Genomic DNA, 25,603 nt, shown 5'->3' on the forward strand with positions numbered 1-25,603 from the left:
CGGGGCTAGTTTGCTAAGGACTGTGCAATGAAATTAAAAGCATCAAAGGTTTCTAACCATATAAGAAATTTAAGGACATGTAAGCTCATATGTTCTTACATGTCTTATATGGTAAAACAATTAGAGAAAATATCTTGATCAGAATCTTAGTTGGTAAAAAATGACTATTTCATTAAATACGGCTCTGGAATTGCAATAGTCTACTGGAGATTTTTTTTTGTCATATTATTTTTATTGAGAAGCATTACTTTAGATATTTTTCTTTCTTTTAAGCTGCGATTTTAGGATTTATTGAGCTGTTTGCAAACTCTAATGGCGATAAGTACCCTAAGTATGAATGTCTTCTTTTTCTATTATACCAGACCTCTATATATTCAAAAATGGCTAAACTAGCCTTCGCTCTTGTTTTATATATCTGCTGGTATATCATTTCTGTTTTTATAGTTTTAAAGAAACTCTCTGCAACTGCGTTATCCCAACAGTTTCCTTTTCTGCTCATGCTTTGCTTTATCCCTAAGCATTCTAATTTTTTTCTGAACTCGGAACATGCATATTGTATACCTCTGTCTGAGTGAAAAATTAACTGTTGGGTAATAGGTCTATTCTTTATAGCCATTTCTAATGCCTTTATCGTGGTGTTCTCAGCTTCCATATTTTCACTTAATGACCAGCCTACAACTTTTCTATCCGCCAGATCTATAACTGTTGTCAGATATAGCCAACCTTCCCCAGTTTGTATATAAGTGAGGTCTGAAACCCATTTCTCTCTAATATTGGCGGCATAAAAATCTCTATTAAGGAAATTTTCTGCTAAGGAGTAAGTGTGCTGTGAATCTGTTGTCTGTACCCATTTCTTACGGATGGTACTCTTTATACCCAATCTGCGCATCAGCCTGGCAACTCTGGGCCGAGAGATAAAGATCCCTCTGGAACATAATTCGGCAGTAATACGCGGACTCCCGTAACACCCTTTACTCTCTGCGTAAATCTTGCTTATCTCTATCATAAGATAATTATCATCGGTAAGCCGCTTACCCTGGGGGTTTTTTAACCAGTAATAAAAACTACTGTTGTTTATTCCAAATACCCTACACATCCTTTCAACAGAAAATATCTTTCGGTAATCTTTTATAAATCCGAATATCTCCCGTCTCCCTTGGAAAAGATGCCTACCGCCTTTTTTAATATATCACGTTCTAGCTGGGCTTCTTTAAGCTCCTTTTGAAGTTTCCGAATCAATTGCTGCTCCTCGCTAAGGCTTGTAGTATCAGCTTTTGCAATTCCTTCGCGCTCTTTCCATTTACTTAAAAGGTTCGAACTTATACCCAATTCTATTGCAACATCCTTTATCGAACCCCGCGCATGGGCCAGATCCAAAGCCATTCTTTTAAAAGGCTCATCAAATATTCGTCTGCTCATATATTCAAATTTAAAGTTTAATGTTTAAATCTGACAAATAAAACCCTCCAGTCAAATGTAGCAACTCCACTCTACAGCTTTTCGCCAGATGGCATAACCCGCAGCATTCATGTGCAACATATCATCTACAAATAATTCTGGTCTGAGTTTACCATCTTTGGTTAGCATTAAAGAATAAACATTAACGAAGGTGGTATTGGTCTCTCCGGCAAGGAACTTTTTAATGAGTGCGTTAGATGCTACTGCTTTCTCCTTAAATTTATCCCTGCTTGGGCTTGGCTTAATGGAGATGTACACAACAGGCACCGTTGGCAATTTTGTCCTTATGGCCTGGTATAACCTGATGGTGCGGTTTAAAACTGTATCGGGTGTTACCGTTTCATTTGGCAGGTCATTTTCGCCAACGTACAGTACAATCTGTTTTGGCTGATATGGAAAAACCACATCGTTTAAATAATACGTAATATCGTTTATTACAGCACCACCAATACCGCGGTTTAAAGCATTGTATTTGGCAAAAATCTGTGTACAATTATCCCATTTCCTGATGGATGAACTGCCTACGAACAACACCGGATGAACAGGTGGTTTATACATTTGATCGTATTTTTTAATGGTCTGCACATCATCCCAAAAGTTGGGTTTCTTTTGCGCAAAAGCAGTTACAGTTAAAAACGAAATCAAAAGGAAGCTTAAAAATGATCTTTTCATGCGAATGAGGATTTAAGGTTCACAATATACAATATTGTGTTTTTTTAAAATCAATTCAATCAAATTTATTACGCCCGGTTAACCAAAACTTTGGCAAAATGGTAGGCTGCGCGAGATCGTCATTCCCAATTTAATTGGGAATCCTAATGCTATTCCAGTGCGCTTTAAGATTAGCTTCGCTGAGCACTTCGTGGTTCCCGCCTGCGCGGGAATGACGACCGTACTATGGATTCTGTCTATGGTAGGGGTAATTTATTTTATAAAAATCAATATAAATGATAGCAATTAATCTACGTGTAAAAATCCTCCCGAGTTACCGTCATTTCGAGCGGAGTGCAACGCAGTCGAGAAATCTGTTTTGATAGATCTCTCCACTTCGCGTTGCTGCGGTCGAGATGACGACCATTCTATTGGAATCTGTCTATGGTAGCCTAGTCGAAAGATCTTTTACGATAGGTTACAATCCAAAATTGACGTTTGGTAGGGTCTTCGACTCCGCTCAGACTGACAACAAATAAATTTATCCCTTGAAACCAGCACTAAACCACTCTGTCCGTAGTTTAAACATAGCCTCTCTATGGATACAAGAATAAAATTGAGTTTATAAACTTAATTAAAATGAGTCACAGACACGAACAAATTGCATTTCTGCTGCCTGTGCCAAAAATTACGAAGCTTTTTTTGCCCGCTTCACCATAATTTTTTATATTAGGTTAATCAAAAGCGATGATCACCCAAATCAATCCGCCTGATTAAAGATCCCCCCAAAAAAAACATTCCAAGTCCACCTTTACGCCACATTTACCCCACGTTTATGCCACCTTCCGGCCAGGCTTGCCTTACACCTGCCTGCACACTGCTTAACCCTTGCTTTAGTTGAGTGATGCCCTTGCTGGAGATCAGGTAGACCAAAGATTTGACTCGCCTTAGATCGGCAGGCTAACAATAGCTAAATAAAAGGTAAAGGGGAAGTAACCTTAAGGTATTGTTGGTGTATCACTGTGTCGGAGCAGCCCGGTTAAAGAAACAATAAATGGCTGTCCGGTTTTTTTTATCCCGTGCTGTCCGTAGTGTTAAGCATAGCGTTTCTATGGATACAAAAATAAAGAGGCTGTATCAAAAATATTTATGCTGGTCCACTAAGCAAATTATATTTTGAGACATAGTCATTCCCAATTTAATTGGGAATCCTAATGCTATTGCAGCGCGCTTTAAGATTAGCTTCGCTGAGCACTTCGTGGTTCCCGCCTGCGCCCATCGCGTGGACACAATTAATTATAACATTCTTCTATCGCTCTATGCCGCGGGGCATGGTACTTTGGAGCGCCAAAGTACCCAAAGCGCTTTGTCAATCCAGCAATGAGCCTTTTGCACAATCTCATGCACATCAAAAAAACAGCGACACTTCGTTTTGTGTTCAATATTTTTTTTAAAATTAAATTATTGGTTATGAACACAAAACCACTGCGTTTCAGGTTTGTTAGTGCCATTTTTACTGTTGTGCACCTGTTTTTTTGATTTCCCCGGCTCTTGGGATTGACAGCGTCCTTGGTTAAAATCCGTGCTTTATTAAAGTTGGCTAGCAAAAAGCCTAAAAATACTTAAAAAAGATGTGTCCACACGATAGCACCTGCGCGCGAATGACGACCGTGCTAATGGATTCTGTCTATGGTAGCATAGTCGAAGGACCTTTTATGATAGGTTACAATCAAAAATTGACGATTGACAGGGTCTTCGACTCCGCTAAGACTGACAACAAAAAATTTATCCCTTAAAACCAGCACTAAACCTGCTAAAATCGAACGATAAAGCTGCAATATGTGTTAGTTTCTGGTTAGTGGAATGGTCACCATCATCAACCAGATAAACCTCATCAGCATGCCATTCAGTATTGTTTTGTATCACCTCACCATCACTTAAATTGCTTACAATCCGATCAACCAGCAAAGGATCGGCCTGCCCGGGTTTATGGTTAACAGAAAGATAAATGGAAGTTATAATCGCATTGATCTGGTAAATGGTCGACTGGATACCATACAAACCATTAAAATCGATATGTTTCCGCATCGGTTCCTGGCTGGCCGATTCAATCGCTTCGCTTAAGGCCGATAAACTTAAATTGGCATTTTTTCGCGCCATGCGCGATTGATTTTCATCCCGTGCAACCCGGTTTTGAATGGCAACTTCCAGGTAATCCAGACTGGCTTTAGATGCATTGACAATTTTTGCCTTTAACTGCCGGCTATCCCAAATCGGAAACAAATAGGTGGCAAAAATGGCAATCACACAGCCCAGCAGCGTGAAGATAATCCGGTCGTGCACAATATGATCGAAATGGCCCTGGTAACTGCCCAATGTTAAAATAACCGCGGGGGTAATACATAACACACTTATCGTATAGTTTAAACGGTTAAAGGCATAAAAGCCCAATAAAAAAACCACTGAAAAAGACAACAGCACCGCAGGACTTTTAACAAAATAAACGATAATCAGCCCGATTACTACGCCCCCCATACTCCCCTTTAAACGTTGTAAATTCCGTTTCCAGGTGATTGAAAATTTAGGCCTGGCTACAATAACCAGCGTAAGAAAAAGCCAGTAACTGTATTTGCTGGGTTCGAGCTGCCAGATGAGCAAAAAACCAAACAGGAAACAAATGGCCAGTCGCAGTGAAAACCTGAAGATGGGCGATTTTAAGGTCAGGTGCTCCTGAATGGAAAAGCGATCGCCAGTAATAAATAAAGGATATGAAATCGATCCGCTCAATTCTCGCAAGTGTTTCGCTGTCGTGCGCTCATTGCCCCTTATCATTTCGATAATGCGCACAATATCGTTCATGTTCGAAACCACCTTCAGTACAATTGATCGCTGGGTTTCGTTTAAACACTCCATTTCCTGCAATAACATCACGCGTTTCTGGTGATATTCCATATTGGTAGCCACCTCACCTTTATAAGCTTTTGCCGAGCGAACGTGCCTGCCCAACTGCTCCAGCTCTTTGGCCAGCAATTCAATTAAGGTGGCAATCAGTTTCAGACTCGGACCAGTAGCCAAAGTTTTTCGAACCAAAGCATAATCATAATGCACCGCATTCAACTGCTCATACAAATCGATCAGTAACCGCGCCCGCTCCAACAACAACCGGCCTTTGGGGTTATCGGGATTCATGGCGTATTTATCGGTAAGCAACAGGTTCCGGATCAGCTCGTGTTTCTGGTTTACCTTAATGTGCAGTTTTATCGCTTCCTTCTGTTGCAGATCGAGCGGAACATCCACATCATAATTCTTCGCTTTAGCATTTAGAAATACCGCGCTGCTCATCAGGCATTCGAAAATGGCATGGTGAAGCGAGCGGTAAGGCCGCAACAAGGTCTGGATCAAACTAATCACGTAATACCAAACGCCACCAACCAGCATATAACTGCTAAAATAAAGTGGCCGCGCCGGGTGAAGACCCATTACAAAGGTACATACAATCAAGGCCATGGTGCCAATTAGCGAGAGTTTCTGCCCATATACGGCAAGCATCGAAAAGCTAAAAGCAGCGATAATCACCACAACCGCGGTAAGGTAAACATGATCCAAAACCGATGAAACCACCAGCGTGGTAGCGAAAAAGACAATAATGCTCCATAGCGCTGTTTTCAATTTGTTCAGCCGGTTATCAGGCAAATCGGTCAGGCTGATTAATAAAGCACCAACCCCTATTCCTTTTGCTGCTTCGGGATTGCCCAAGTAAAAGAATAAAATAATGGGCAATACCACGGTAATGGTGGTGCGCAGGGCATCAGAAAAGTACTCACCCAAAAAGAAATACGAAATGGTAGAGCCGATGCTGTTTTTGGGCATGAATATGTTAATGAATGCTGATAATTGATAAAAGCTGCAAAGATAAGAGTTTTATAATGCATGCATAGCAAATGGTTACACAAAACCAGATACCGATCTGTTCTTTGGACTTTAGAAGGGTAATTGTGTATTCAGAACTTAATCTTATGTGGTACCCCATCCTAGCGCCCGAGGCCGGTGCAAAGGACTGAATGTGCTTTAAAATAATCTCTAAGGTAAAATCTATCTATCCAAATTCCGGAAAGCACAAATCAACCCAATCCTACTATCCTACCCCGTGAAGACTTACGCTAGAATTGGGAATGACGTAAGTTAAAGTGATACTAATATGATTACTATCCAGACTACACTAAAAACACTTCCAAAGTAGACCATTGGCATATTCTGTTTCAAGTTTTTCTTTACGAATGCAGAATAAATAATCCATCCAATAAAGGCAATAAAATATAATGGGGCTGCAAATAATAACATTTCAGTATGATTAACAATCAAATATAAATAAAACTTATCACATCTACGCAGGTCAATAGAGTGACTATCCTAGCGCAAGTCTTAGCACCCGAGGCCCGTGCAAAGAACTGAATGTGCTTTAAAATAATCTCTAAGGCAAAAATCTACCTATCCAAATTCTGCAAAGCACAAGTCAACCCAATCCTACTATCCTACCCGTGAAGACTTACGCTAGAATTGGGAATGACGTAAGTTAAAGTGATACTAATATGATTACTATCCAGACTACACTAAAAACACTTCCAAAGTAGACCATTGGCATATTCTGTTTCAAGTTTTTCTTTACGAATGCAGAATAAATAATCCATCCAATAAAGGCAATAAAATATAATGGGGCTGCAAATAATAACATTTCAGTATGATTAACAATCAAATATAAATAAAACTTATCACATCTACGCAGGTCAATAGAGTGACTATCCTAGCGCAAGTCTTAGCGCAGGAGGCCCGTGCAAAGAACTGACTTGTGCTTTAAAATAATCTCTAAGGTAAAAATCTATCTATCAAAATTCTGGAAAGCAAAAGTTAACCCAATCCTACTATCCTACCCGCTAAGACTCGCGCTAGAATGGTTATAATTTAAAAAAGTTTTTTATATTGCTTTGGATCATTTCAATAAATGGTTTCGACAAGAAAAAGCTAACTATTTCCCAAATCAATAGTAATCCTCCAACTATAGCAGCCCAAATTGTAGCTCTTCTAACTCTAGTTTCATTATTTTCAACTCGCGTTGCTAGTAATTCTTTTGATTTTTCTTTTGAAACGTAACCACCCGATTCAAGTAATAAAGAACCTTCTAAGGTGATAAAATATTTTTTGCTATCATGTTGTGATATATAACCATCTTTAACCAATTTATCTAAGAACGGATCTAATGGAAAATCAACATTCAAACCTACCCAATAGATTGTTATTTCAGTTATAGATAAGTTACCTCCATTAAAATGAGTTAGTATATCATCTAATATTTTGAAATATTTATACTCACGCATTGCATTTTGGGATTTAAAGTTTGTTGTCTCGGTTAAATTTTTCTTTCTAAGTTAACAAAATTAACCAGGAGACTGCTTAGAATTCCTTATAATCAAAAATAGATTATGTAATAATTTACCACCATTTCCTTTTTTTTAATTAGGCAAAACTTTTTCCCAAGTGGGTATAGCTATCTAATTTAACTTGTTCAAAAAGATTGCTTCACTCCACTTCAAACCCATACCCTTCGGTTCGCAATGACGATTGGCCGACGAAGAACTATAAAACAGACTTATATGTACTGGGCTGTCTCTCAACAGCCCAGTAATATTTTAATCCCTATACCCATCCCTAAAACTATAATGCGTTTGTGCATTACAGATTACATAATCAATAATTTCGATGTTTAGCTTTGCACAGGTATTAAAACAGGTGCTTACAAAAAGTTCATCAAGTGGGTTAACCTTAATGTTTTTAACATCGCAATAGTTTAACACCAGTACACCATAAGCATTGCAGGCAACAGCCAAGCCTGCCAGTTGCTGTATGCAGTTAATCGGTTTTGCCTGCCGCTTTAGTTTGTACCAGCAAAAAACCTCGTGGTTTTGGTTTACAAACAGCACATACCAATCGCAGGCCTTACCGGATGATGGTTTGCCGCGGAGCTGTTTTAAAAATTGAGTTGAATTTTGGGCCAGGTTTACATTTACCGGCCTTTTGAGTGTGTGATAACCGAACTTAAGTTCAGCTAAAGCAATTTCATTTTTTGTTAGTTGCATTTTAAAAAAATTAAATACATGCCTAACTGTGTTCGCGACATAAATATAGCAAAATATTATTAGTTGGAGAAATAAATTGAAGGTGATGATAAAGATTTTGATTTTGAAAAATGAACCCAGACTTCCGACCTCGGTCACCAGCCTCCCGACCAAAAAGATTGCTTCACGCCACCATAACAACCCTTCCCTTCAATTCGCAATGACGAAGCGGGTCAGTTAATTACCAATAACCAAACTTTAATGATCAAACAGCGACCGCATATCACGATAATGCACCAAACCTCGGTCCTTGGTCTTGCCGACTAATTTAACCATTATCAAAACAATTGCCTTTTAAAAAGAATTATATAAGTACACCTATAACAATTTGATATGAAAACGAAAATAATAATCTTAATGGCCGCCTTTGGCCTGGCATTGTCAGCCTGTAGCGGTAAAAAGGCTGATCAGGAAAATGCTGATAGTACGTATAAATACTCGGATACGAGCAAAGTGATTGATAGTACAAAGACCGATTCTACAGCAGATTCGACTACGAATGCCCCGGCAGATGTAAAAAATTAAAGAAAATGAACAAACGACTAGCGCTCATACTGCAAAAGTATGGGCGTTTTTTTTTTATGAATAATGGTGACCCCTCAGGGGTTCGAACCCTGGACCCACAGATTAAGAGTCTTCTAGCCCAATCGTCCTATAATAAGGTAAAATATACTTTTCTGATTTACACCAACTATTTTTGAAATCGCAAAATTGTTCTCCGTTACGTATTTGTTACGGTTTTCCCGAGCAATTGGAATAGCATTTACGTCAGTGTGGGGAGGCTGAAAACCTATAGGAATGAAATTAGCCAGAACCAACTTGTAAAATTCTTGTAATAGGAGTTGTACCTTGTTCAGGAGAGAACTGCAGATTCGGCAAAAGGAGTGTCGCCATAAAGATGGATTCTATCCTTAAAGGAAGGATAGAATCCTAATAATAACTCAATTGATTAACCAATTTAGATGGCCACTATGAATTGAAATGTAGGCGTTACATTCGTAGAAATATACATTATGCACAGAATGGAATGATTTGGAATTTGCCCAACAACGTGCCATTGCCGAGAAGGTAATAGAATTTATCACCTTAGGCCCGTTACTTAGATATCCCCTTTCCAATCCTCGCGGGCCTCTACAAACCAGCCGACGTAACCTCATAAATACCTTGCCTGAGCCTTAAAACACTAGAGATCTCAGATAATATTGTTCATTCGGGGTCATAGGAATTCGACTTAGTGAAGCCGAAATTTCAATGCACAATAAGCACAATGCTAATATAAAATCAATGTATAACCAAGCGCTGTTGAGAATCATTTTAAATTGAGAATTTTTACAACATTATGTTGTAAATTTTATAAATTAGATTATAAAAAATTAAGGCGGTTTCCGAAAAGCCTGAAATGAGTAGGAAATAATTTATTTTCATTAAAATGAAAGAGCAAAATTCTTTAACTGAAATCGGTTCGCAAACTATTTCTGGCGGCTATGTAAGTGTCGTGGCCTATGGACAAGTGGCCTTTACTCCTGAAGAAGATGATGTTGCAAATAAATCGCAATGTAACAGCTTAGGGTGTCAGCAATATCCTTGTATATGGGATTAACCCATTCTAATTGGATAAGTAAACCTTTAAAAAAGGCGGTATTAATAGTAGTCTAAAAGCAGAATTATGAAATATAGTCAATTCAATTCAGTTATTAGTTATCAAAACAACTTTTTGTTATACAACTCTTTTACAAATAGTTATCTCGTTATACAGCCTTTTTTAAAGGATCTTTTAGAAGCGTCCAGGTATCACAATGAAATCGATGATTTAGCCAATGTACATCCGTTGTTTTATAACGATTTGATAAAGAATGGTTTTTTCGTTGAAAATTCCGAAGATGAGGTTCAAAAAGTTAGAAGTAAAGTTGAAGTGATTGATAACACTGATCAAGAATATACTTTGACAATCAATCCAACAATGAACTGTAATTTCAAATGCTGGTATTGCTACGAAACCCATATTAAAAAATCAAACATGGAAGAGGCTAATGTTGCCAAAACTAAAGCCCTTATTTCAAACATTCTTTCCGCAGAAAACCTAAAGCTTTTCAAACTCCAGTTTTTTGGTGGTGAGCCTTTATTAAATTATCAAGATGCGGTTAAACCAATTCTTAGTTATTGTTTAGAAAAGGCTAAGGAAAAAGATATAAACTTACTTGTATCTATAACAACAAATGGTTACTTAATCAATGAGAGTATGTTACCATTATTTCATGCAGTTGGTCCAAACAATATTATTTTTCAAATTACTTTGGATGGTTCAGAGGATGACCATGATAGTGTTCGGTTTGTCTCCAAAACAAAAGGATCTTATAAAGAAATTCTTGATAGAATTAGATTACTTCTCAAGTCTGGATTACTTGTTAGAGCACGTATCAATTATACAATAAAAAATATCCAGAAATGTGTTAATATTATTGAAGATTTTAAAGCACTAACACACGAAGAAAAGAGCCGTCTAATTTTTTCATTTCACCGGGTTTGGCAAGATTCTCAAGCCAAAGATTATGCTAATGTCATAGAACCGACTATCAAATATTTCAAGAATCAAGGTTTTAACGTAAAAACGGAGTACTCATTAGATAGCGTTAATAACTCATGCTATGGGGATAAGTTGAATAGTGCTGTCGTCAACTTTAATGGTGACGTTTATAAATGTACAGCCCGAGATTTTACATCAGATTCAAAAAATGGTGTACTATCAGATAATGGCAGCATTGATTGGAATCAAGAAATGCTTATTAATAGAATGAATGTTAAGTTTAAGAATAAACCTTGCCTAAGCTGCAAGATTTTGCCTATCTGTAATGGCGGTTGTTCTCAGCATGCTTACGAAAATCTAAATGGTCCAGGCTATTGCGTTTATAATTTCGACGAAAATAAAAAAGATAGATTAATAATTTCCCGATTTGAGGAAATATTGCATGACCATAACATTCCATATGACTTGAACGGACTTATAGAAAATTTTGACTAATCACAGAGATGACAATATTATGAAAAAAATTTAAATATAAAATTTATGGTTTAATTCCACTTGAAATTGTTTTTTTAAAAAAATTTGGGCAATGTCATATATGATTTTTACTGCAAGTAAACTAGATAGCTATTCAACCCTATAGCAAAATTGACATTTGTTTGCATTTATTTTTACGCCTTGAAACCGCACGAATCTATAAATCGTTGTAACGCGCCTGGTGAAACCAAAGGATTACCAATCAGGTTTTGCTGGTGTTTCTTTACCCGCCTGGTCCGGTGCAGTAATATGTCCGGCTATAGAGTTGGGATCATTCTTTCTCTTAACTTCCTGATTGTCTTCCCCTTTCTATCACAAGTTTTAGCGGCTCTAGGCTTAGCCATGGTATGACTTGTACTTTCGTTAAATTATTAAATCATTTCTTTATTAAAAAGCTTGATGAGTTAAAAACGGAGCAAGACCTAATCCACCCAAGGATCACAGCCTACGTGCTCCAAAAAACCTTTCAACTCCATGCTAATCCGCTTCTAATTCTCATTTAGAACTCCAGGCTTCTGACTAATTCACAAAATAGATTGCTTCACACTCCCCACAAACCATCTCTTCGGTTCGCAATGGCGATTAATATGTTTATTCATCATAACTATGCACCCATCATCTCAAATCTGCGGAAAAATATTAAGAAAGGATTCTCCCGCTGATCTCTCAGATATTCGCTGATTTTCCCTTATAAAATTGTCAGTCTGAGCGGAGTCGAAGACTAGCCAACGATGTGCCCGCTGAGCCTTTTCTCTTTGTGTAATTGCGGGTAAAAACGCGCCTATTCCGATAATTTCTTTTTAATACTTTCCGTCAGTTTTTTCACTTTCATATAACCTGCCAAAGAACTATTTCTTTTACCGAAATTGATCTCCAGCCAGCCTTTTTTGGCTTTAAGGTTAAACTTATCGCTGCCATTTAAGTTCACGAACATGTCGATATGCTGATCCAACGGAAGTTCATTGTTTAAAGCACTATCAAGATATTTCTCCAGTTTAGCGGTTTTGTTTTCATCATACTTTGCTTCAAATTTAAAGTCGGTATTGTTATCCATCGTACTTAGCGATAAATTCCCCTCACCATTGTGGCAGCCATATATTAAAGTGGCAAGTAAAATTGCGATACTGTAAAAGATATTTTTCATGTTTTTTGGACAATTTTTGTTTTCATCTCCCTGCCCCCTTCAAAGGGAGTCTGGGATTCTCAACCAGATTTTGCGACTCCAAACTTAGACTTCATTCTCTACCCTTCAAAGGGAACTGGGTTTTCGCCCAGACTTCCGACCTCGGACTCCGGACTAAAGACTCATGACTCCAAACGCCCAACTCAAAACTCCCCTACCCTCCTGCTCTATTCTTAACATCATCCGCCGCCGTTTTCCGGTCATGGTTTGATTTTAGATTTTGATTACCAAAACTATAACTGATATTGAAAGATACCCTTCTGCTAATGTAATTGTTCTGCACCCTTAAATTCACATTCTGATAATCGAGCGTTCCTTTCCAGTAGTTGGTTTGAAAAATATCATCAACATTTAACTTAAGTTTTAAAGCTTTGCTTAAGAAACTTTTCTGCACACCTATATTTAAGGCATACTGATAAATAGTGGTCCGTTCCAAGCCTCTAACTTTTGGTGAGTTTAACCAAAAATTAGTTTCTAATGCCCAGCTATCGCCTAAAATAATCGAATTTACAGTATTAAAATTGTAGAATACTTTACTTAAAACAAAAGGGGCGCCTTCTAAATTATCATCATTAAATTTATTATAAGAAACCCTAAAATTGTTTTGCAAATTCCACCATTTGGCAATATTTACCGGAACAGATAAACCAGCTGAATAGTATTGTCCGCTGCCAATATTCCCTTGCCCTACAGTAACTATCCTGGTGCTATCGTTTTGTGCAGTTTTACTATCTAAAATTAAATCTTTTGTTTTAGCATAACTCAAAGAAAAAAATAATCCACTTTTATAATTATAACTCACTTCGAAATTATTGGTAAACTGAGGCTTCAAATATGGATTGCCCTGTTGTATGGTGTAAGGGTCCATATAAAAATTAAATGGATTTAACTGTTGGTAATTTGGCCTATCTATCCGTCGGCCATAGGTGTAATGTAGATTACTACTTTCAGAAATTTTCTGATTAACAAAAATCGTTGGGAATAATGATAAATAATCTTGCTTTACTGAGGTATTATTGGTTACCGATGTACCGGTAGATTGCGTATACTCTGCCCGTAAACCCGCCTGAATTTGCCACTTACCTAAATCCTTAGATAAATTTGCATAAGCAGCATTTACGTTTTCTTTATAAATAAAGTTGTTGCTTTGCCCTACAACATTTTGCCATTCATTATTTAGAAATGCCGACGACAGAAAATCGTTATTGGTTTTAACATAGGCACTTTTTAAACCGGTTTCTATTTTTGTAGTTTTTGACAGCGGCCAGGTAAAATCTGTTTTTGCCGCATAAATATCAATCGCTGTTTTACTATCATTTTTAATGATGGTATTATTGTACACCACCCCTTTTTCGTCGTAAAAATTGGTGTTAAAATTTTCCAGACCTGAGTAATCAAAGCCCGAGTAATCGGCATCAAAATTTAAGCTGGCACCTTCCTTTTTAAAATCATGTCTGATATTAAAATTTGCACTATAATTTTTGTTTGGGGTGTTCGCATCAGAATTTTGGATTAACGAATTATTGCCCGCAACCCCATTCCTGATTTCGTTTATAAAGGTTTGAGCGAAATTATCCAGTTTACGTGTATTCGTACTGCCATCAAACATTATACCGATGGTTGTTTTTTCGCCTGCGTAATAATCAGCCCCCAGTTTTGCCGCCAACCGTGATCCTGTATATATTTTCTGAAAATCCTGGTTAAACATACTCTGTAAACCATTTGCATTGGTGCTCCGCTCTAAAAATAAATTCGAAAAATTATTATTTTTTGAAGCATTTGCATTGGTGAAAAAATTCCACTTTTCTACACGGTGATTTAAATTAAAGTTAAGTTCCGATCCGTAAATATTGGTGGGTAAGTTAGCCCTTATTGCATTGCGATAGGTTGATGAGACACTCCCGTTTGTACCAAATGCTTTATTCTTTTTTAGTTTAATGTTAATGATACCAGCATTGCCGGCAGCATCGTATTTAGCCGATGGGTTCGTAATAATTTCGATGGTAGCAATCTGGCTGCTGCTTAAGCCATTTAGATAAACCGTTAAATCAGCACTCGATAAAAAGTTGTTCTTTCCATCAATCATCACCATTACACCCGATTTATTGTTTAATAAAATCTGATCATTTTGCCTGTCTAACTGTACGCCAGGTGCCTTTTCTAAAATTTCGAGTGCCGTACCGCCTGTCGCAACAATACTGTTCTCTACATTCAGCACCATTTTATCAATCTGATGTTCAATAAAAGGCTTTTTGCCTTGAACGCTCACCTCTTTTAATTGTTTGGTTAAACTTTCAATGCTGATAACAGGTAATTTTAAATCTCCGTTAAGCGAAAAACGATCAGTCTTTTTACTTTTAAAACCAACTATCGAAATCGAAAGGACATAATCGCCACTTTTTAACTGGTCGATATTAAACTCACCATCTATATTGGTTGATACACTTTTCACAACCGTGGTATCCGGATAATTCAACACCCTTACAATCGCAAACGACACCGGAACAGTCTTTTCATCGACGATTTTCCCCGTCAGTGTGTTTAATTTTTGGGCAAAAGAAGCCCCACACACCATCAGGCATGCAATTAGCGTAAATAATGTTTTCATGGTTTCTGCTTTTTAGGTTATGCTTTTTATATCGGTCGCGCCTAATCGTCATTGCGAGGCACGAAGCAATCTTAATGCTGTAGCTAGGATTTTATTTATTGAATTGTTATCCACCCATCGTAGTAGGATTGCTTCGTACCTCGCAATGACGACCTACTTATGTTTTGTTAAGGATTAGCACTATTCTTCAGGCGCTATCCCCAACTCTTCTTTAACTTCCTTAACCCGGTTTGATACAGAATCCTGATACAGGGTATCATTAGGTTTATCTTTTTGCAAGTGGTCTAAATCACGTAACTCCTGCTCTAACTTTTCCTTTTTTAACGCCTCTTCTTTTAATTGCGCAACGCATTTCAATCCATCATCTGTCATGATCCAAACACTATAATCATTGTGGTCATTTTCTCTGTTGTTGCAATCCCATGTCCAGTAATTATTAACGTAACGGTAAGCATCCTGCTTTAAAATCAATCTGGTTCCCACCGGAATTTCAAGATTTAACCTTACTTCCTGGTTTCTCCAGATGGTTCCCTTTCTCAATTGAAACCGCGGACTAAAAATCAGTTCAGAATCTTTCACTATATAATTGTAGCTAATGTTCTGCGCATTCTGCAAGGCACCTTGAAAAGTTTTACCCTGCGATTCGTACTTCTGTGTTAAACGGGTAACACCAGTTTCACTTTTGTTAATATCAATGCGGATATGGTTTGGTGAAACAAATGGTCCATCTTCAAAATCATCAACTACAATCTGGTGGCGGTTGTTCGCATCAATGTGGTAAGCAACACTATCTTCTTTACTGAAATATTTACTTTTATCGATATTGATGGTATATACCGGATAAGCTTTCAGGTCGGTTGTTTGTGTTAACTCTGCATGTTGCTTAAATTCTGATGAAATCTTAGCAGCCTGATAACCTGTTATAGCCACACCAGCCAACCAGATAATTAACAAAGCGAAAGAAAGTGTTTTATTAATGGCCTGTTTGTTAAAAGCTACCCTGATGGAGAATAATACCAGAGCCAAAACCGGTACAAAGCAAACAATAAATGCACCAAATAAAATTGCCCCCCTATTGCCTTCATTTATAATAGAGAAGGGGAAATATTCGTAAATACTCGCATCCCAAAATCCCTGAAAAGCAGCTGTACCGATAATTAAAGTAAGCAAAAAGAGTACGCCAAAAACAATAATGAAGCCTGCAATTACTTTAAAAATAACCTTACCGGTGCCCGAAATAAAACGACCCAGCCATTCAACAAACTCACCAATAAAAATCCCCAGGCGGGCAAATATTGGTTGGGCATGTTTGTTTACCTCTCCTAAACGTTCTTTAACCGCTTGCAATTCTTCATCCAGGTTCTTTTGAAATCCCTGAAGATTTGCAGGCTCACCTTTCATCTCCATGCGTTCAATCCGGGATTTTGCTTTCGGCATGATGATCCAGAGTATGGCATATACCAATATTCCAAATCCACCTGCAAAACTGATCAGTAACGTTGCCAGCCTGATCCATTTAGGGTCTGCATTTACAAAGTGTGCAATACCGGCGCAAACACCTGCAATCACGCGGTCGTCCATATCGCGGTATAATTTTTTCTCTACATACTGGTGTTGGTAAGTACTGTTAATTACAGGTTCTTCCTCACCTTCCTCTACCGTATCAAAATCCTGTACCCTGCCCATTTGCGCAATCACAGCGTTTACATTGGTCGAATCTACCACCTGTTTTTTCTGCTCTTCCAATTGTTCAGTTAGCAGCTCGGCAATCCGGTTTTCAATATCCGTTACAATTTCAAGGTCATCTGCATGGTTGGCAAAATAGTGTTTTACTTCGTTCAGGTAGGCCTTTAAGCGTTCGTAGGCACTTTCTTCAATGTGAATAATTGTGTTTCCTATATTAATGATGATGGTCTTTTCCATTTCCTTTTTTACTAATTATGAATTGGCTCCTTTTTGTGAAATACCTACAGCATAAGCCAGCTCCTGCCAGGTTTGATCTAATTGTGATAAAATGCCCCTACCATCTTCGGTTAAGGTATAATATTTACGCGGTGGGCCTGAGGTAGATTCTACCCAGTTGTAGCTTAACAAACCGTTGTTTTTAAGCCTGGTTAATAATGGGTATAATGTACCCTCAACCACCAATAGCTTTGCCGTCCTCAATTCGGCAATAATATCCGAAGCATATATTTCGCCCCGGGAGATGATTGATAAAACACAGTATTCCAGAATTCCCTTCCGCATTTGCGTTTGCGTATTTTCTGCTATCATATAACAAAGATATATGTTTTATATACTACTATGCAATACATAGTACTAAAATAAACTAAAGTAAATCAGTAAAACATTGATTATCAATAATATAATTTTAAATAAAATTTTGTTTTTCGGAAATAATTCTGTAAAAGCTGAAAATTTTTGATGTTTTTTAGAAAAGCAAGGTTCTGTAATGCTTCGGTTTTTGCCGTCCTGCTATCACCTATAGTCCCGATTTCGACTGTGCTAAATTTACGAAGTTTGCCCTGCCCATGCCTGTAAACTTCGCAAACTGGCCTGCCTTAAAATCGGGAGCTATTTGGCTCTATCAGGTTTATTGGGGAGGGGTTGGTAGTCTGAGCGCTCAGACTTACGAAGTTTGCCCGGCTTGGCGTTAAGGAAACTTCGTAAGTCAGCCTGGCTCGGCCACAGATTTCTCTAAAGCCCTTTAAACTTCCGAAGTCTTCTATCACAAAAGCCCATTGCAGAGTGCGGAAGTTGGCAATAGGAATTAAATACATAAATACGATAGATTTAATATATTTTAATAATTTTGTAGCGTATTAACTTATTTTCATGAAGAAATCTATTGCCAGCATTGTTGCCGAGGCAAACCAAAGCGGCGAAGGAACGCTTAAAAGAACCTTAGGCCCCATCAACCTCATTTTAATTGGGGTTGGCTTAACACTTGGCGCCGGTTTATTTTCGATTACGGGTTTGGCAGCAGCCAATCATTCAGGCCCTGCGGTTACGCTATCATTTGTAATTGCGGCTTTAGGCTGTGGTTTTGCCGCATTATGTTATGCAGAATTTGCCTCTATGATTCCGGTTGCAGGTAGTGCCTACACCTATTCTTATGCCACCATGGGCGAACTTTTCGCCTGGATTATAGGCTGGGATCTGGTATTGGAATATTCAGTGGGTTGTGCAACGGTAGCCATTAGCTGGTCGCAGTATTTAACCCGGTTTTTAGCCAGTTTACACATTTATCTCCCTCCACAGCTAACCTTATCTCCTTTCGAAACCGCTAAACTTGCCGATGGTTCTACTGTTAATGGTATTATTAATATCCCTGCAGCATTGGTTGTGGTATTAATGACGGCCATACTCATCCGTGGCACCAAAGGCTCGGCCATTGTAAATGGAATTATTGTATTTCTTAAAGTTGGCGTAGTTTTGGTATTTATTGCACTGGGCTGGCAATATATTGATCCTGCCAATTATCATCCTTATATCCCCGAAAACACGGGAACATTTGGTCAGTTTGGCTGGAGTGGTGTTTTACGCGGCGCCGGATTGGTGTTTTTTGTATTTATCGGTTTTGATGCCGTTGCTGCTTCCGCACAGGAAACAAAGAATCCGGCGAGAGATTTACCGATCGGCATCATAGGATCACTGGTGGTTTGTACGGTTTTATTCGGTTTGTTTGGTCATGTAATGACAGGGTTGGCCAATTACAAAGAATTTGCCAATAGCGGCGCACCTGTAGCTATAGCCATCGAAAAAACTCCTTATGCATGGTTAAGTCAGGCCATTATTTTAGCCATTCTGATCGGCTACACTTCGGTAATCCTGATCGATTTAATGGCGCAATCACGGATGTTTTATTCTATCAGCAAAGATGGTTTATTGCCAAAAATGTTTTCTGATGTACACGCAAAATTTAAAACACCATACAAATCGAATATTATACTCTGTGTATTTATTGGACTTTTTGCTGCATTTGTACCCATGAATGTAGTAGGCGAAATGACCAGCATTGGAACCTTACTGGCCTTTTTGATGGTTTGTGTAGGTATCCTGATTTTAAGGAAAACAGATCCTGAAGCCAAACGCCCATTTAGGGTTCCTTTGGTGCCATTAATCCCAATTTTGGGCATTTTAACCTGCATTGCCATGATGGTATTTTTACCCTGGGAAACCTGGGTTAGACTAGCTGTATGGTTAATTATTGGATTAGCCATTTACTTCGGCTATGGTAAAAAGAACAGTAAATTAAATGCAGTAGTAAAGCCACAATAAAATATTACTATACATATTGGGCAGTCAGGTTGTATGGAATATCCAACAAGCTGATTGCTCTTTTTTAATTACACTTCATATTTACAACCGTATAAATATCAATTCGTTAAGAAAAAATATTAGTTATCCACAATTTAACATTTTTCTGAATTTTTGGCTTGGGATTTGCCTTAGTAAAATCAACCCTATTAAAACATTATCCCATGATTATTAAATTAGACACATCAGTTTTCAGACTTTCGAGACACAAAGCTGAAACCGTAAAAAAAGTTGCAACACCACTTACAAAAGACCAATGGATTACTGCTGACAGAATTGTAATGGCAGCGATGTTTATTGTCACTATTATTGGTGCCATCTTATTTTAATTTCAGATGATTGATCAAAAATCTTCAGAAATTAACGCTTTATTTATCATCACTGCGGCCACGGTTCCTGCGGCTGTAACAATCGACAACGACCTGAACAAGGTTGTACAATCTCCTGCGGCATAAACGCCCTTTGCAGTAGTTTCCTGCTGCTCATCTACTTTTATCGTTCTTAGATCTGTTAATTCAAAACCGAGTTGCACGCTAAAATTTATATGCTGTTCTATCTCAGGTTTAACATAAATTGCTTTAAAGGTTACCTTTTTTTCATTCTTAAAAACAATATTTTCCAGCTGACCATTTTGGTGTTCCAGTTCAATAATCTCCTCTTCTAAAACGGTAATCGATTTAGATTTCAGTTTTTCTACCTGCCCGGCTGTAAATTCGGACTTCCCATTGGTTAAAATGGTTAAATTTTTATTCCAAAGGTGAAGGTTTTTGGCCATCTCAAACGCGTGATCGCCATTCATTAGCAGTCCTATTTTTTCATTCTTTACTTCGTAGCCATGACAATAAGGACAATGGATAGCAGAAATGGCCCAGCACTCAGCCAAACCTTTAATATCAGGCAGTACATCTTTTAAACCTGTGGACAATAATAATTTGCTGGAAGTAAAATATTGCCCATCTTCCAGGCCAACACTAAAACCACCTTCAATTTGTTTGGCTGAATCGGCTTTTGCATTTAAAAATTTAACCGTTGAATATTTTAACACTTCGGCTTTTGCTGCCTTGGAAATTTCGGCTGGACGATCGCCATCATGCGTTAAAAAATTATGGGAATGTGGCGTTTGCCTGTTACAGGGTTTGCCCGCATCGACTACCAGAACATTCCGGGTTGAACGGCCTAAAGTTAATGCGGCAGATAAACCTGCATAGCTGCCGCCAATTATAATTACATCAAAATCCATATCCTTATCTATTGATACAAAGATCTGAATTGATATTTTAAATGCAACACGGATGCATTAAATGAATGTCATTTTATTTTTTGAAAATTACCGCCTTAATGAAGCTCCCATAATACAAACGCAGTTCTAAGATCTTGTAACCTGCATTCATAAAGTAAGGATTCATGTCGATCAGGTGATTTGCCTCTACAATTCCCAGTAATTTAAAAAAGCTGTACATCAATTTGAGCAACAGCCATTTCCACCAGTTCCCATTATTTTTGTTTAGCGAGAAATCAACCAGAAACCATAATCCATCTTTTTTTAAATATGCATTTAACTGTTCAAATACTTTTGCAGCCCGTTGCTCAGCAAAATTATCGAAAAGAAATGGGGTTAAAATTACATCAAATAGGGTATCCATTCTAAAATCCTCAACGCCAAGATTCACAAATTCGACCTGGTTGTTTTTACAGTTCCGTTTTTGAGAAAGTGCTATCATTTTAGCTGATATTTCCACATAAACCAGCTTTAAGCCACTGGGATGTATCTTTGCAATTTCTTCCAAAATCCACCCTGTTCCACCACCTACAATTAAAACGGAGCTATCTTTTGGAAGATGCTGAAGCTGATTGATCTGCGCATTAACCTGCGATTTAAAAAATACAAGGCGACTTAATGTATCGTAATGATTGGCTATTTTATCGTAGTTGTTGTTCATAGTATTCAGTATCAGGTATTGAGAATCAAGTATCAAGACAGGACTCTCACGTGTAATATAAGCTTTGCTCTTTCAGCTCATCGAACAAACTGCATTCCTATCATCCCGCATATCGCCTTAAACAAAATCAATCCATCAATTACCATCAGATAATAAAGTATATTTTTTCTCCTGTGCATAGAGTAGGCCACGTAAATGGTTAATATAAATGGCAGGACATTAAATAAAACCTGCGGTATTCCAAAGCCTTTGTAACTGGCAAATATGCCTAGTGAGATTAAACCAATAATTAACAGTGGAATCAAAATATTAAAAATTGTTCTCCTCAGGCCGTATCGCACTACAAAAGTCCTTAGATGTTTATTGGCATCGGTTGGGTAATCTTTAATATCGAAAATGATTGCATTTACGGTGCAGAACATCCAGTTTTTAATAAATAGCCATGTCCAAAGCACCGAATCATGATAGCCTACCCCTGTTTCAATTTTAAGCATAATTAAGGGCAGCACATTGGCACAACAGGCCCAAACAAAGCCGATGACGAAAGCTTTTAACCAACCGGTATTGCGCAGATTGAATTTTAAGAAAGATTTAGGCAATAAACCGTAGTATAAACCTCCTGCAACAATGATAATTACAATGGCTATCCAATAACTGAGCGGAAGTGCCAGAATATGCAGAAAGTTTTGATAAAGCAGATTAATGGCCAAAAGCATGCAAGAAATAAAAAGCACTGCCTGACTCCAATTGATAAATTTCTTATGCTCGAAATACCACTGATTACGGGGATTGGTGGTGGATGGTGCAGTAGAAACTTTATTGTAAGCGTAGGTATAATAAATAGTCGGTGCCAAAAACAACAACAGGTAGTAATTTAATGAATTAAACGGCAATCTTAATTGGAGAGTAGCCTCGAGTGTAAGAGCAACAGCCAGAATACCTACAAAGTAGTTTCCAAAGAAAATAAACCTGATTATTTTACCGAGCATTTACCGCTGTTTTTCGTCAGGCAATTTCGGATATATAATTGAATAAGGTAAATAAATTACATTCTATTTTAAGGCCATTTCTGTGGAGAAAAAACATACTGGAGAAAAAGTGATTTTCTGCTACATTGAGCTATTAAGAAAAAATAACGATATTTATCGCAACCTCACTTATAATCAACTAAATAGAAAACAATATGGAAGAACAAAAAGACAACTCAAATTCGGCTGCAGATACCACTCCAAAAGTGACAGGAATTGGCGGCATTTTCTTTTTTTCCGATAATCCTCAGGAAACGAAAGATTGGTATGCTAAAAATTTAGGATTTGAAATGAGTGCCTGGGGTACCTCGAGTTTTGAATCCAGAAACCTAAACAACCCTGACGAGATCGAATCCCTTCAATGGAGTCCGTTCAAAAAAGGCGATGAATATTTTTCTCCATCGAAAAAAGATTTCATGATTAATTACCGCGTACAGAATATTGAGGGCCTTATTGAGAAATTTAAAGAAAATGGCGTAACCATACTTGATGAAATTGCAACTTATGACTATGGGAAATTTATCCATATTATGGATGCAGAAGGTAATAAGATTGAGTTATGGGAGCCTAGTTAATTATTATTATAATTAATTGTCATTCTGAACGCAGTGAAGAATCTTTAAGGGAGTGATCTTGAACTTAAAAGGAATCCATCATGGGTGATATTTTAGGCGTCAAGGATTCTTCACTTCGTTCAGAATGATAGCGCAAAAAAAAAGCCTTCCAATAAATTGAAAGACTTGGTGGGAAATGATCCCGATTGAAATCGGGACGACTCTACTTAGTAAAAGACCGAAGTGCTATGACTCAGCCGATGAAATTATTTTTTCTATCATTACCCTGCTCTTCCACTTCTTAATACTGTTTTCTTTTAGCCTTGCATCTCTTAGATTATCAAAAGTCTCGTACCAGACGATACCCCAATCTCCTGTATGACCAGTAAAACCTGCATGGTTTGTATTGTGCTTTTTCAAGCGTTCTGTTAAGTTAATCGTGGATCCGATATAATACCTATCGCGGTTTTTTGAATATAGAATATAAGCGTAAAACATCGTGATTAAGCTTGTAGTTCTGGATTAAGTAAAACATCAGCCTTAATATTTTTAAGGTAGCTCAGTACCGCCATTTTTGCATGATAATCTTTGGTAAATTCTAAAAAGGTAATTTTAAAGCTAAGAATTATAAAAGAGAATGCAACAAGCACAGTTATTACAAACACATGAATAATAATATTCAATTCCAAAGAGTTGGTCGATGGGATTTTCTCAAAATATAAGTTAAAAAGTGGACCTATTAAAAAAGACAAAATAACCCCAAGGCAAGATAACGTTTAACATGCACTTCAATAGTTTCGGTAAGTTCTATTATTAAGTAATCAATAAGAATGATACTGATCTTACCTTCTGAATTTTTAATTTTTGAAAAAATTTCATTCTTCATCATCAAGTTGAATGCATGCTTATCAATTTTGTTTTTACGATCAATAAGAAACTTTAAATCATCATCTGACTTCACTATTCTTATCCTTTCATGAGTTTGAATCTTTATTGAAATACAGCCAAAAAGAAAAGTTGTTGACAAGAATACAATAGCGGGGAATTGCTTATGCAGTATAAAAAATATATAAGAGAAAATAAAACCGAGGACTAATAGCAACAATGTTATTTTAGATAAGAATTTTATACTCCTCTTATATTTTTTAACAATCCGATAGGTAAAAGTATTCTCCAATAATTCATTTATTAACACCATAGTAAATTAATTTATTCCAGAATCTTGTTTGTGAAATCTAAATTTAGAGTGAATTTATCGAAAAATTCTTTATGTGGATATTGAAAGACTTTGGATGAAATGATCCCGATTGGAAATCGGGACGCCCCACTTGGTGTAAACGAGGTGCTCTGAACCAGCTGAGCTACTTCCATAAATAGCAATAAAAAAGCCTCTCAATAAATTGAAAGGCTTTTTGTTGTGGGAAATGAGGGGTTCGAACCCCCGACCCCCTCGGTGTAAACGAGGTGCTCTGAACCAGCTGAGCTAATTTCCCTATTGGTAATGTTTTAAAATCATCTCGGCTTTTTCGATCCGACCCTCCCGACTGATAACGTCGGGATGCTCTGAACCAGCTGAGCTAATTTCCCTTTTCAGGTGTATTTCAAAGTTTGATAAAAAAGCCTTTCAGTTTTACTGAAAGGCTTAGTGGGAAATGAGGGGTTCGAACCCCCGACCCCCTCGGTGTAAACGAGGTGCTCTGAACCAGCTGAGCTAATTTCCCTTTTATAATTTTGTCAAACTTAATACCCCATCCTCCGTTTGGGAATGCAAATATAGCGCTATAAAACTGTTCTGCAAATCTTTTTTTCTTTTTTTTCAACTTAATAAAGTTTCGAGGATTTTGTGTGATTGCACCACCCCAAAAGAGGCGGTATGTAAGGTATAGAAAACCAATACCTTATCCAACAAAAATCGTCGCTTTGTATTGCTCATTTTTATTTCAGAAATTTTTTCGAGCGGGGTATGAAAAAGTAAAATAAAATCAATCGCATCCTCTAATTGTAAATAATTGGAATGGATTGGCAGCCTGGAGGTAAATGCTCCCTCTTGCAGATCGAAATAAATCTGATCGGTTCTTCTTTTCTCATTAGGCGAAAAACCTAAAAAACGGGTAAGCTTTAATAAAAATGACAAATGAAAATTGGGATTAATCTCTTCAATTTCATCAAACCATGCGATTGAGTTAAAGATATAATCGAATAAACTTTCATCTGCTGATTGCTGCCGGATACTTTTATACAGCACCTCATTTAAAAAAATAACGATACTGGTTTTGATGATATCGTAAGGGATACTTTTAAAAACAGGTGTTTGCCGAACTTCCGATATCCGCTGAATATTGGTATTTGCTTTATGATAAACCACCATATCAAGCAAATGCAGCGATTGCAGCATGTTCATCTTTATCTTCGCTTTTGGTTTTTTAATCCCATTAATGAGGTAAGACTGCATACCAAATTTATCAGTAAGTACCTGCACTACCACACTGCTTTCGCTGTAGTTTGTAGTCTTTAAAACAATACCTCTTACTTTGTGCAACATCCAATCAAAACAATTTTTTCAAAAGTATGTTATTTGTGCAAATTTAATTGTGCAAAAAGTAATCACGTTTTACAAATAAGATTAGTTTTGC

The 25,603-nt window shown here is 37.4% G+C and carries 23 protein-coding genes and 4 tRNA genes; 6 read left to right on the forward strand and 21 right to left on the reverse strand.

The genetic code is table 11. The features are described 5' to 3' along the window. Positions 1–268 precede the first annotated feature (268 nt). The 6 genes from KYH19_RS16580 to KYH19_RS16605 form a co-directional block, all read right to left on the reverse strand. A complete protein-coding gene (locus KYH19_RS16580; RefSeq protein WP_132404431.1) occupies positions 269–1,186 on the reverse strand; it encodes an IS3 family transposase in 918 nt (305 codons plus the stop codon). Then, positions 1,129–1,419 carry a transposase gene (locus KYH19_RS16585; RefSeq protein WP_132404428.1) on the reverse strand — a complete coding sequence of 97 codons (291 nt, stop codon included), beginning with the start codon at positions 1,417–1,419 and terminating at the stop codon, positions 1,129–1,131. The genes KYH19_RS16580 and KYH19_RS16585 overlap by 58 nt, the downstream gene beginning before the upstream one ends. A gap of 51 nt (positions 1,420–1,470) precedes the next feature. Next, the gene (locus KYH19_RS16590) at positions 1,471–2,130 is read right to left on the reverse strand and encodes a GDSL-type esterase/lipase family protein (RefSeq protein WP_219075901.1); all 660 of its coding nucleotides are present in this window, start codon (positions 2,128–2,130) and stop codon (positions 1,471–1,473) included. A 1,764-nt stretch (positions 2,131–3,894) separates the two neighbouring features. After that, positions 3,895–5,979 carry an FUSC family membrane protein gene (locus tag KYH19_RS16595; protein ID WP_219075902.1) on the reverse strand — a complete coding sequence of 695 codons (2,085 nt, stop codon included), beginning with the start codon at positions 5,977–5,979 and terminating at the stop codon, positions 3,895–3,897. Between the two features lie 1,082 nt (positions 5,980–7,061). Next, positions 7,062–7,481, reverse strand: a complete 420-nt coding sequence (locus tag KYH19_RS16600) for a winged helix-turn-helix domain-containing protein (RefSeq protein WP_219075903.1) — start codon at positions 7,479–7,481, stop codon at positions 7,062–7,064. 312 nt (positions 7,482–7,793) lie between these two features. After that, positions 7,794–8,240 (reverse strand): hypothetical protein, encoded by a 447-nt coding sequence (locus KYH19_RS16605; protein ID WP_219075904.1) that lies wholly within the window; start codon positions 8,238–8,240, stop codon positions 7,794–7,796. A gap of 372 nt (positions 8,241–8,612) precedes the next feature. Between KYH19_RS16605 and KYH19_RS16610 the strand changes: the two genes are divergently transcribed. Next, entirely contained in the window at positions 8,613–8,804 is a 192-nt protein-coding gene (locus KYH19_RS16610) for a hypothetical protein (RefSeq protein ID WP_219075905.1), read from the forward strand. A 64-nt stretch (positions 8,805–8,868) separates the two neighbouring features. Here KYH19_RS16610 and KYH19_RS16615 read toward each other — a convergent pair. Further along, positions 8,869–8,931, reverse strand: a tRNA-Ser gene (locus KYH19_RS16615). A gap of 777 nt (positions 8,932–9,708) precedes the next feature. Here KYH19_RS16615 and KYH19_RS16620 point away from each other — a divergent pair. Further along, positions 9,709–9,879: a hypothetical protein gene (locus tag KYH19_RS16620; protein WP_219075906.1), complete on the forward strand. Its 171-nt coding sequence runs from the start codon at positions 9,709–9,711 to the stop codon at positions 9,877–9,879. A 66-nt stretch (positions 9,880–9,945) separates the two neighbouring features. Beyond that, the gene (locus KYH19_RS16625) at positions 9,946–11,298 is read left to right on the forward strand and encodes a radical SAM/SPASM domain-containing protein (RefSeq protein ID WP_219075907.1); all 1,353 of its coding nucleotides are present in this window, start codon (positions 9,946–9,948) and stop codon (positions 11,296–11,298) included. An 820-nt stretch (positions 11,299–12,118) separates the two neighbouring features. Here KYH19_RS16625 and KYH19_RS16630 read toward each other — a convergent pair. From KYH19_RS16630 to KYH19_RS16645, 4 genes are all read right to left on the reverse strand, one after another. Then, the gene (locus KYH19_RS16630; RefSeq protein ID WP_219075908.1) at positions 12,119–12,481 is read right to left on the reverse strand and encodes a hypothetical protein; all 363 of its coding nucleotides are present in this window, start codon (positions 12,479–12,481) and stop codon (positions 12,119–12,121) included. 193 nt (positions 12,482–12,674) lie between these two features. Then, positions 12,675–15,128: an outer membrane beta-barrel family protein gene (locus KYH19_RS16635; RefSeq protein ID WP_219075909.1), complete on the reverse strand. Its 2,454-nt coding sequence runs from the start codon at positions 15,126–15,128 to the stop codon at positions 12,675–12,677. Positions 15,129–15,308: 180 nt separating this feature from the next. Continuing rightward, entirely contained in the window at positions 15,309–17,051 is a 1,743-nt protein-coding gene (locus KYH19_RS16640) for a PspC domain-containing protein (RefSeq protein ID WP_219075910.1), read from the reverse strand. Between the two features lie 15 nt (positions 17,052–17,066). Further along, positions 17,067–17,402, reverse strand: a complete 336-nt coding sequence (locus KYH19_RS16645; protein ID WP_029275299.1) for a PadR family transcriptional regulator — start codon at positions 17,400–17,402, stop codon at positions 17,067–17,069. Positions 17,403–17,963: 561 nt separating this feature from the next. Here KYH19_RS16645 and KYH19_RS16650 point away from each other — a divergent pair. Both KYH19_RS16650 and KYH19_RS16655 read left to right on the forward strand, forming a co-directional pair. Then, the gene (locus tag KYH19_RS16650; RefSeq protein WP_219075911.1) at positions 17,964–19,409 is read left to right on the forward strand and encodes an amino acid permease; all 1,446 of its coding nucleotides are present in this window, start codon (positions 17,964–17,966) and stop codon (positions 19,407–19,409) included. 203 nt (positions 19,410–19,612) lie between these two features. Beyond that, positions 19,613–19,777 carry a hypothetical protein gene (locus KYH19_RS16655; RefSeq protein ID WP_193425124.1) on the forward strand — a complete coding sequence of 55 codons (165 nt, stop codon included), beginning with the start codon at positions 19,613–19,615 and terminating at the stop codon, positions 19,775–19,777. Between the two features lie 14 nt (positions 19,778–19,791). Here the strand turns inward: KYH19_RS16655 and KYH19_RS16660 are convergent, their stop codons facing one another. The 3 genes from KYH19_RS16660 to KYH19_RS16670 all read right to left on the reverse strand — a co-directional run bounded on the left by KYH19_RS16660 (position 19,792) and on the right by KYH19_RS16670 (position 22,377). Next, the gene (locus KYH19_RS16660; protein ID WP_219075912.1) at positions 19,792–20,688 is read right to left on the reverse strand and encodes an NAD(P)/FAD-dependent oxidoreductase; all 897 of its coding nucleotides are present in this window, start codon (positions 20,686–20,688) and stop codon (positions 19,792–19,794) included. A 73-nt stretch (positions 20,689–20,761) separates the two neighbouring features. Then, a complete protein-coding gene (locus KYH19_RS16665; protein ID WP_219075913.1) occupies positions 20,762–21,388 on the reverse strand; it encodes a class I SAM-dependent methyltransferase in 627 nt (208 codons plus the stop codon). A 77-nt stretch (positions 21,389–21,465) separates the two neighbouring features. Then, complete coding sequence (locus KYH19_RS16670) at positions 21,466–22,377, reverse strand: hypothetical protein (RefSeq protein WP_219075914.1); 912 nt, start codon at positions 22,375–22,377, stop codon at positions 21,466–21,468. A gap of 194 nt (positions 22,378–22,571) precedes the next feature. On the opposite strand from KYH19_RS16670, the gene KYH19_RS16675 reads away from it, so the two are divergent. Beyond that, complete coding sequence (locus KYH19_RS16675) at positions 22,572–22,991, forward strand: VOC family protein (protein ID WP_219075915.1); 420 nt, start codon at positions 22,572–22,574, stop codon at positions 22,989–22,991. Between the two features lie 225 nt (positions 22,992–23,216). On the opposite strand, the gene KYH19_RS16680 is transcribed toward KYH19_RS16675, so the two are convergent. The 7 genes from KYH19_RS16680 to recO form a co-directional block, all read right to left on the reverse strand. Next, the gene (locus KYH19_RS16680) at positions 23,217–23,468 is read right to left on the reverse strand and encodes a GIY-YIG nuclease family protein (RefSeq protein WP_219075916.1); all 252 of its coding nucleotides are present in this window, start codon (positions 23,466–23,468) and stop codon (positions 23,217–23,219) included. A 5-nt stretch (positions 23,469–23,473) separates the two neighbouring features. Continuing rightward, positions 23,474–23,653 carry a hypothetical protein gene (locus tag KYH19_RS16685; protein ID WP_219075917.1) on the reverse strand — a complete coding sequence of 60 codons (180 nt, stop codon included), beginning with the start codon at positions 23,651–23,653 and terminating at the stop codon, positions 23,474–23,476. 56 nt (positions 23,654–23,709) lie between these two features. Continuing rightward, positions 23,710–24,168: a hypothetical protein gene (locus KYH19_RS16690; protein WP_219075918.1), complete on the reverse strand. Its 459-nt coding sequence runs from the start codon at positions 24,166–24,168 to the stop codon at positions 23,710–23,712. A gap of 91 nt (positions 24,169–24,259) precedes the next feature. Further along, positions 24,260–24,340: transfer RNA gene (locus KYH19_RS16695), tRNA-Val, on the reverse strand. Between the two features lie 48 nt (positions 24,341–24,388). Continuing rightward, positions 24,389–24,463: transfer RNA gene (locus KYH19_RS16700), tRNA-Val, on the reverse strand. Positions 24,464–24,616: 153 nt separating this feature from the next. Next, positions 24,617–24,691: transfer RNA gene (locus tag KYH19_RS16705), tRNA-Val, on the reverse strand. 95 nt (positions 24,692–24,786) lie between these two features. Continuing rightward, on the reverse strand, positions 24,787–25,512 hold the full coding sequence (gene recO, locus KYH19_RS16710; protein WP_219075919.1) for a DNA repair protein RecO: 726 nt from the start codon (positions 25,510–25,512) through the stop codon (positions 24,787–24,789). Positions 25,513–25,603 lie beyond the last annotated feature (91 nt).

Source organism: Pedobacter sp. D749, from assembly GCF_019317285.1.
Classification (GTDB): domain Bacteria; phylum Bacteroidota; class Bacteroidia; order Sphingobacteriales; family Sphingobacteriaceae; genus Pedobacter.

Excerpts from the sequence above, each read along its gene's own strand:
- KYH19_RS16680 (WP_219075916.1), bottom strand. The coding sequence starts at position 23,468 with ATGTTTTACGCTTATATTCTATATTCAAAAAACCGCGATAGGTATTAT.
- KYH19_RS16690 (WP_219075918.1), bottom strand. The coding sequence starts at position 24,168 with ATGGTGTTAATAAATGAATTATTGGAGAATACTTTTACCTATCGGATT.
- KYH19_RS16630 (WP_219075908.1), bottom strand. The coding sequence starts at position 12,481 with ATGAAAAATATCTTTTACAGTATCGCAATTTTACTTGCCACTTTAATA.
- KYH19_RS16605 (WP_219075904.1), bottom strand. The coding sequence starts at position 8,240 with ATGCAACTAACAAAAAATGAAATTGCTTTAGCTGAACTTAAGTTCGGT.
- KYH19_RS16595 (WP_219075902.1), bottom strand. The coding sequence starts at position 5,979 with ATGCCCAAAAACAGCATCGGCTCTACCATTTCGTATTTCTTTTTGGGT.
- KYH19_RS16640 (WP_219075910.1), bottom strand. The coding sequence starts at position 17,051 with ATGGAAAAGACCATCATCATTAATATAGGAAACACAATTATTCACATT.
- KYH19_RS16625 (WP_219075907.1), top strand. The coding sequence starts at position 9,946 with ATGAAATATAGTCAATTCAATTCAGTTATTAGTTATCAAAACAACTTT.
- KYH19_RS16610 (WP_219075905.1), top strand. The coding sequence starts at position 8,613 with ATGAAAACGAAAATAATAATCTTAATGGCCGCCTTTGGCCTGGCATTG.
- KYH19_RS16620 (WP_219075906.1), top strand. The coding sequence starts at position 9,709 with ATGAAAGAGCAAAATTCTTTAACTGAAATCGGTTCGCAAACTATTTCT.
- KYH19_RS16635 (WP_219075909.1), bottom strand. The coding sequence starts at position 15,128 with ATGAAAACATTATTTACGCTAATTGCATGCCTGATGGTGTGTGGGGCT.
- KYH19_RS16585 (WP_132404428.1), bottom strand. The coding sequence starts at position 1,419 with ATGAGCAGACGAATATTTGATGAGCCTTTTAAAAGAATGGCTTTGGAT.
- KYH19_RS16655 (WP_193425124.1), top strand. The coding sequence starts at position 19,613 with ATGATTATTAAATTAGACACATCAGTTTTCAGACTTTCGAGACACAAA.
- KYH19_RS16645 (WP_029275299.1), bottom strand. The coding sequence starts at position 17,402 with ATGATAGCAGAAAATACGCAAACGCAAATGCGGAAGGGAATTCTGGAA.
- KYH19_RS16590 (WP_219075901.1), bottom strand. The coding sequence starts at position 2,130 with ATGAAAAGATCATTTTTAAGCTTCCTTTTGATTTCGTTTTTAACTGTA.
- KYH19_RS16665 (WP_219075913.1), bottom strand. The coding sequence starts at position 21,388 with ATGAACAACAACTACGATAAAATAGCCAATCATTACGATACATTAAGT.
- KYH19_RS16675 (WP_219075915.1), top strand. The coding sequence starts at position 22,572 with ATGGAAGAACAAAAAGACAACTCAAATTCGGCTGCAGATACCACTCCA.
- recO (WP_219075919.1), bottom strand. The coding sequence starts at position 25,512 with ATGTTGCACAAAGTAAGAGGTATTGTTTTAAAGACTACAAACTACAGC.
- KYH19_RS16670 (WP_219075914.1), bottom strand. The coding sequence starts at position 22,377 with ATGCTCGGTAAAATAATCAGGTTTATTTTCTTTGGAAACTACTTTGTA.
- KYH19_RS16600 (WP_219075903.1), bottom strand. The coding sequence starts at position 7,481 with ATGCGTGAGTATAAATATTTCAAAATATTAGATGATATACTAACTCAT.
- KYH19_RS16660 (WP_219075912.1), bottom strand. The coding sequence starts at position 20,688 with ATGGATTTTGATGTAATTATAATTGGCGGCAGCTATGCAGGTTTATCT.
- KYH19_RS16650 (WP_219075911.1), top strand. The coding sequence starts at position 17,964 with ATGAAGAAATCTATTGCCAGCATTGTTGCCGAGGCAAACCAAAGCGGC.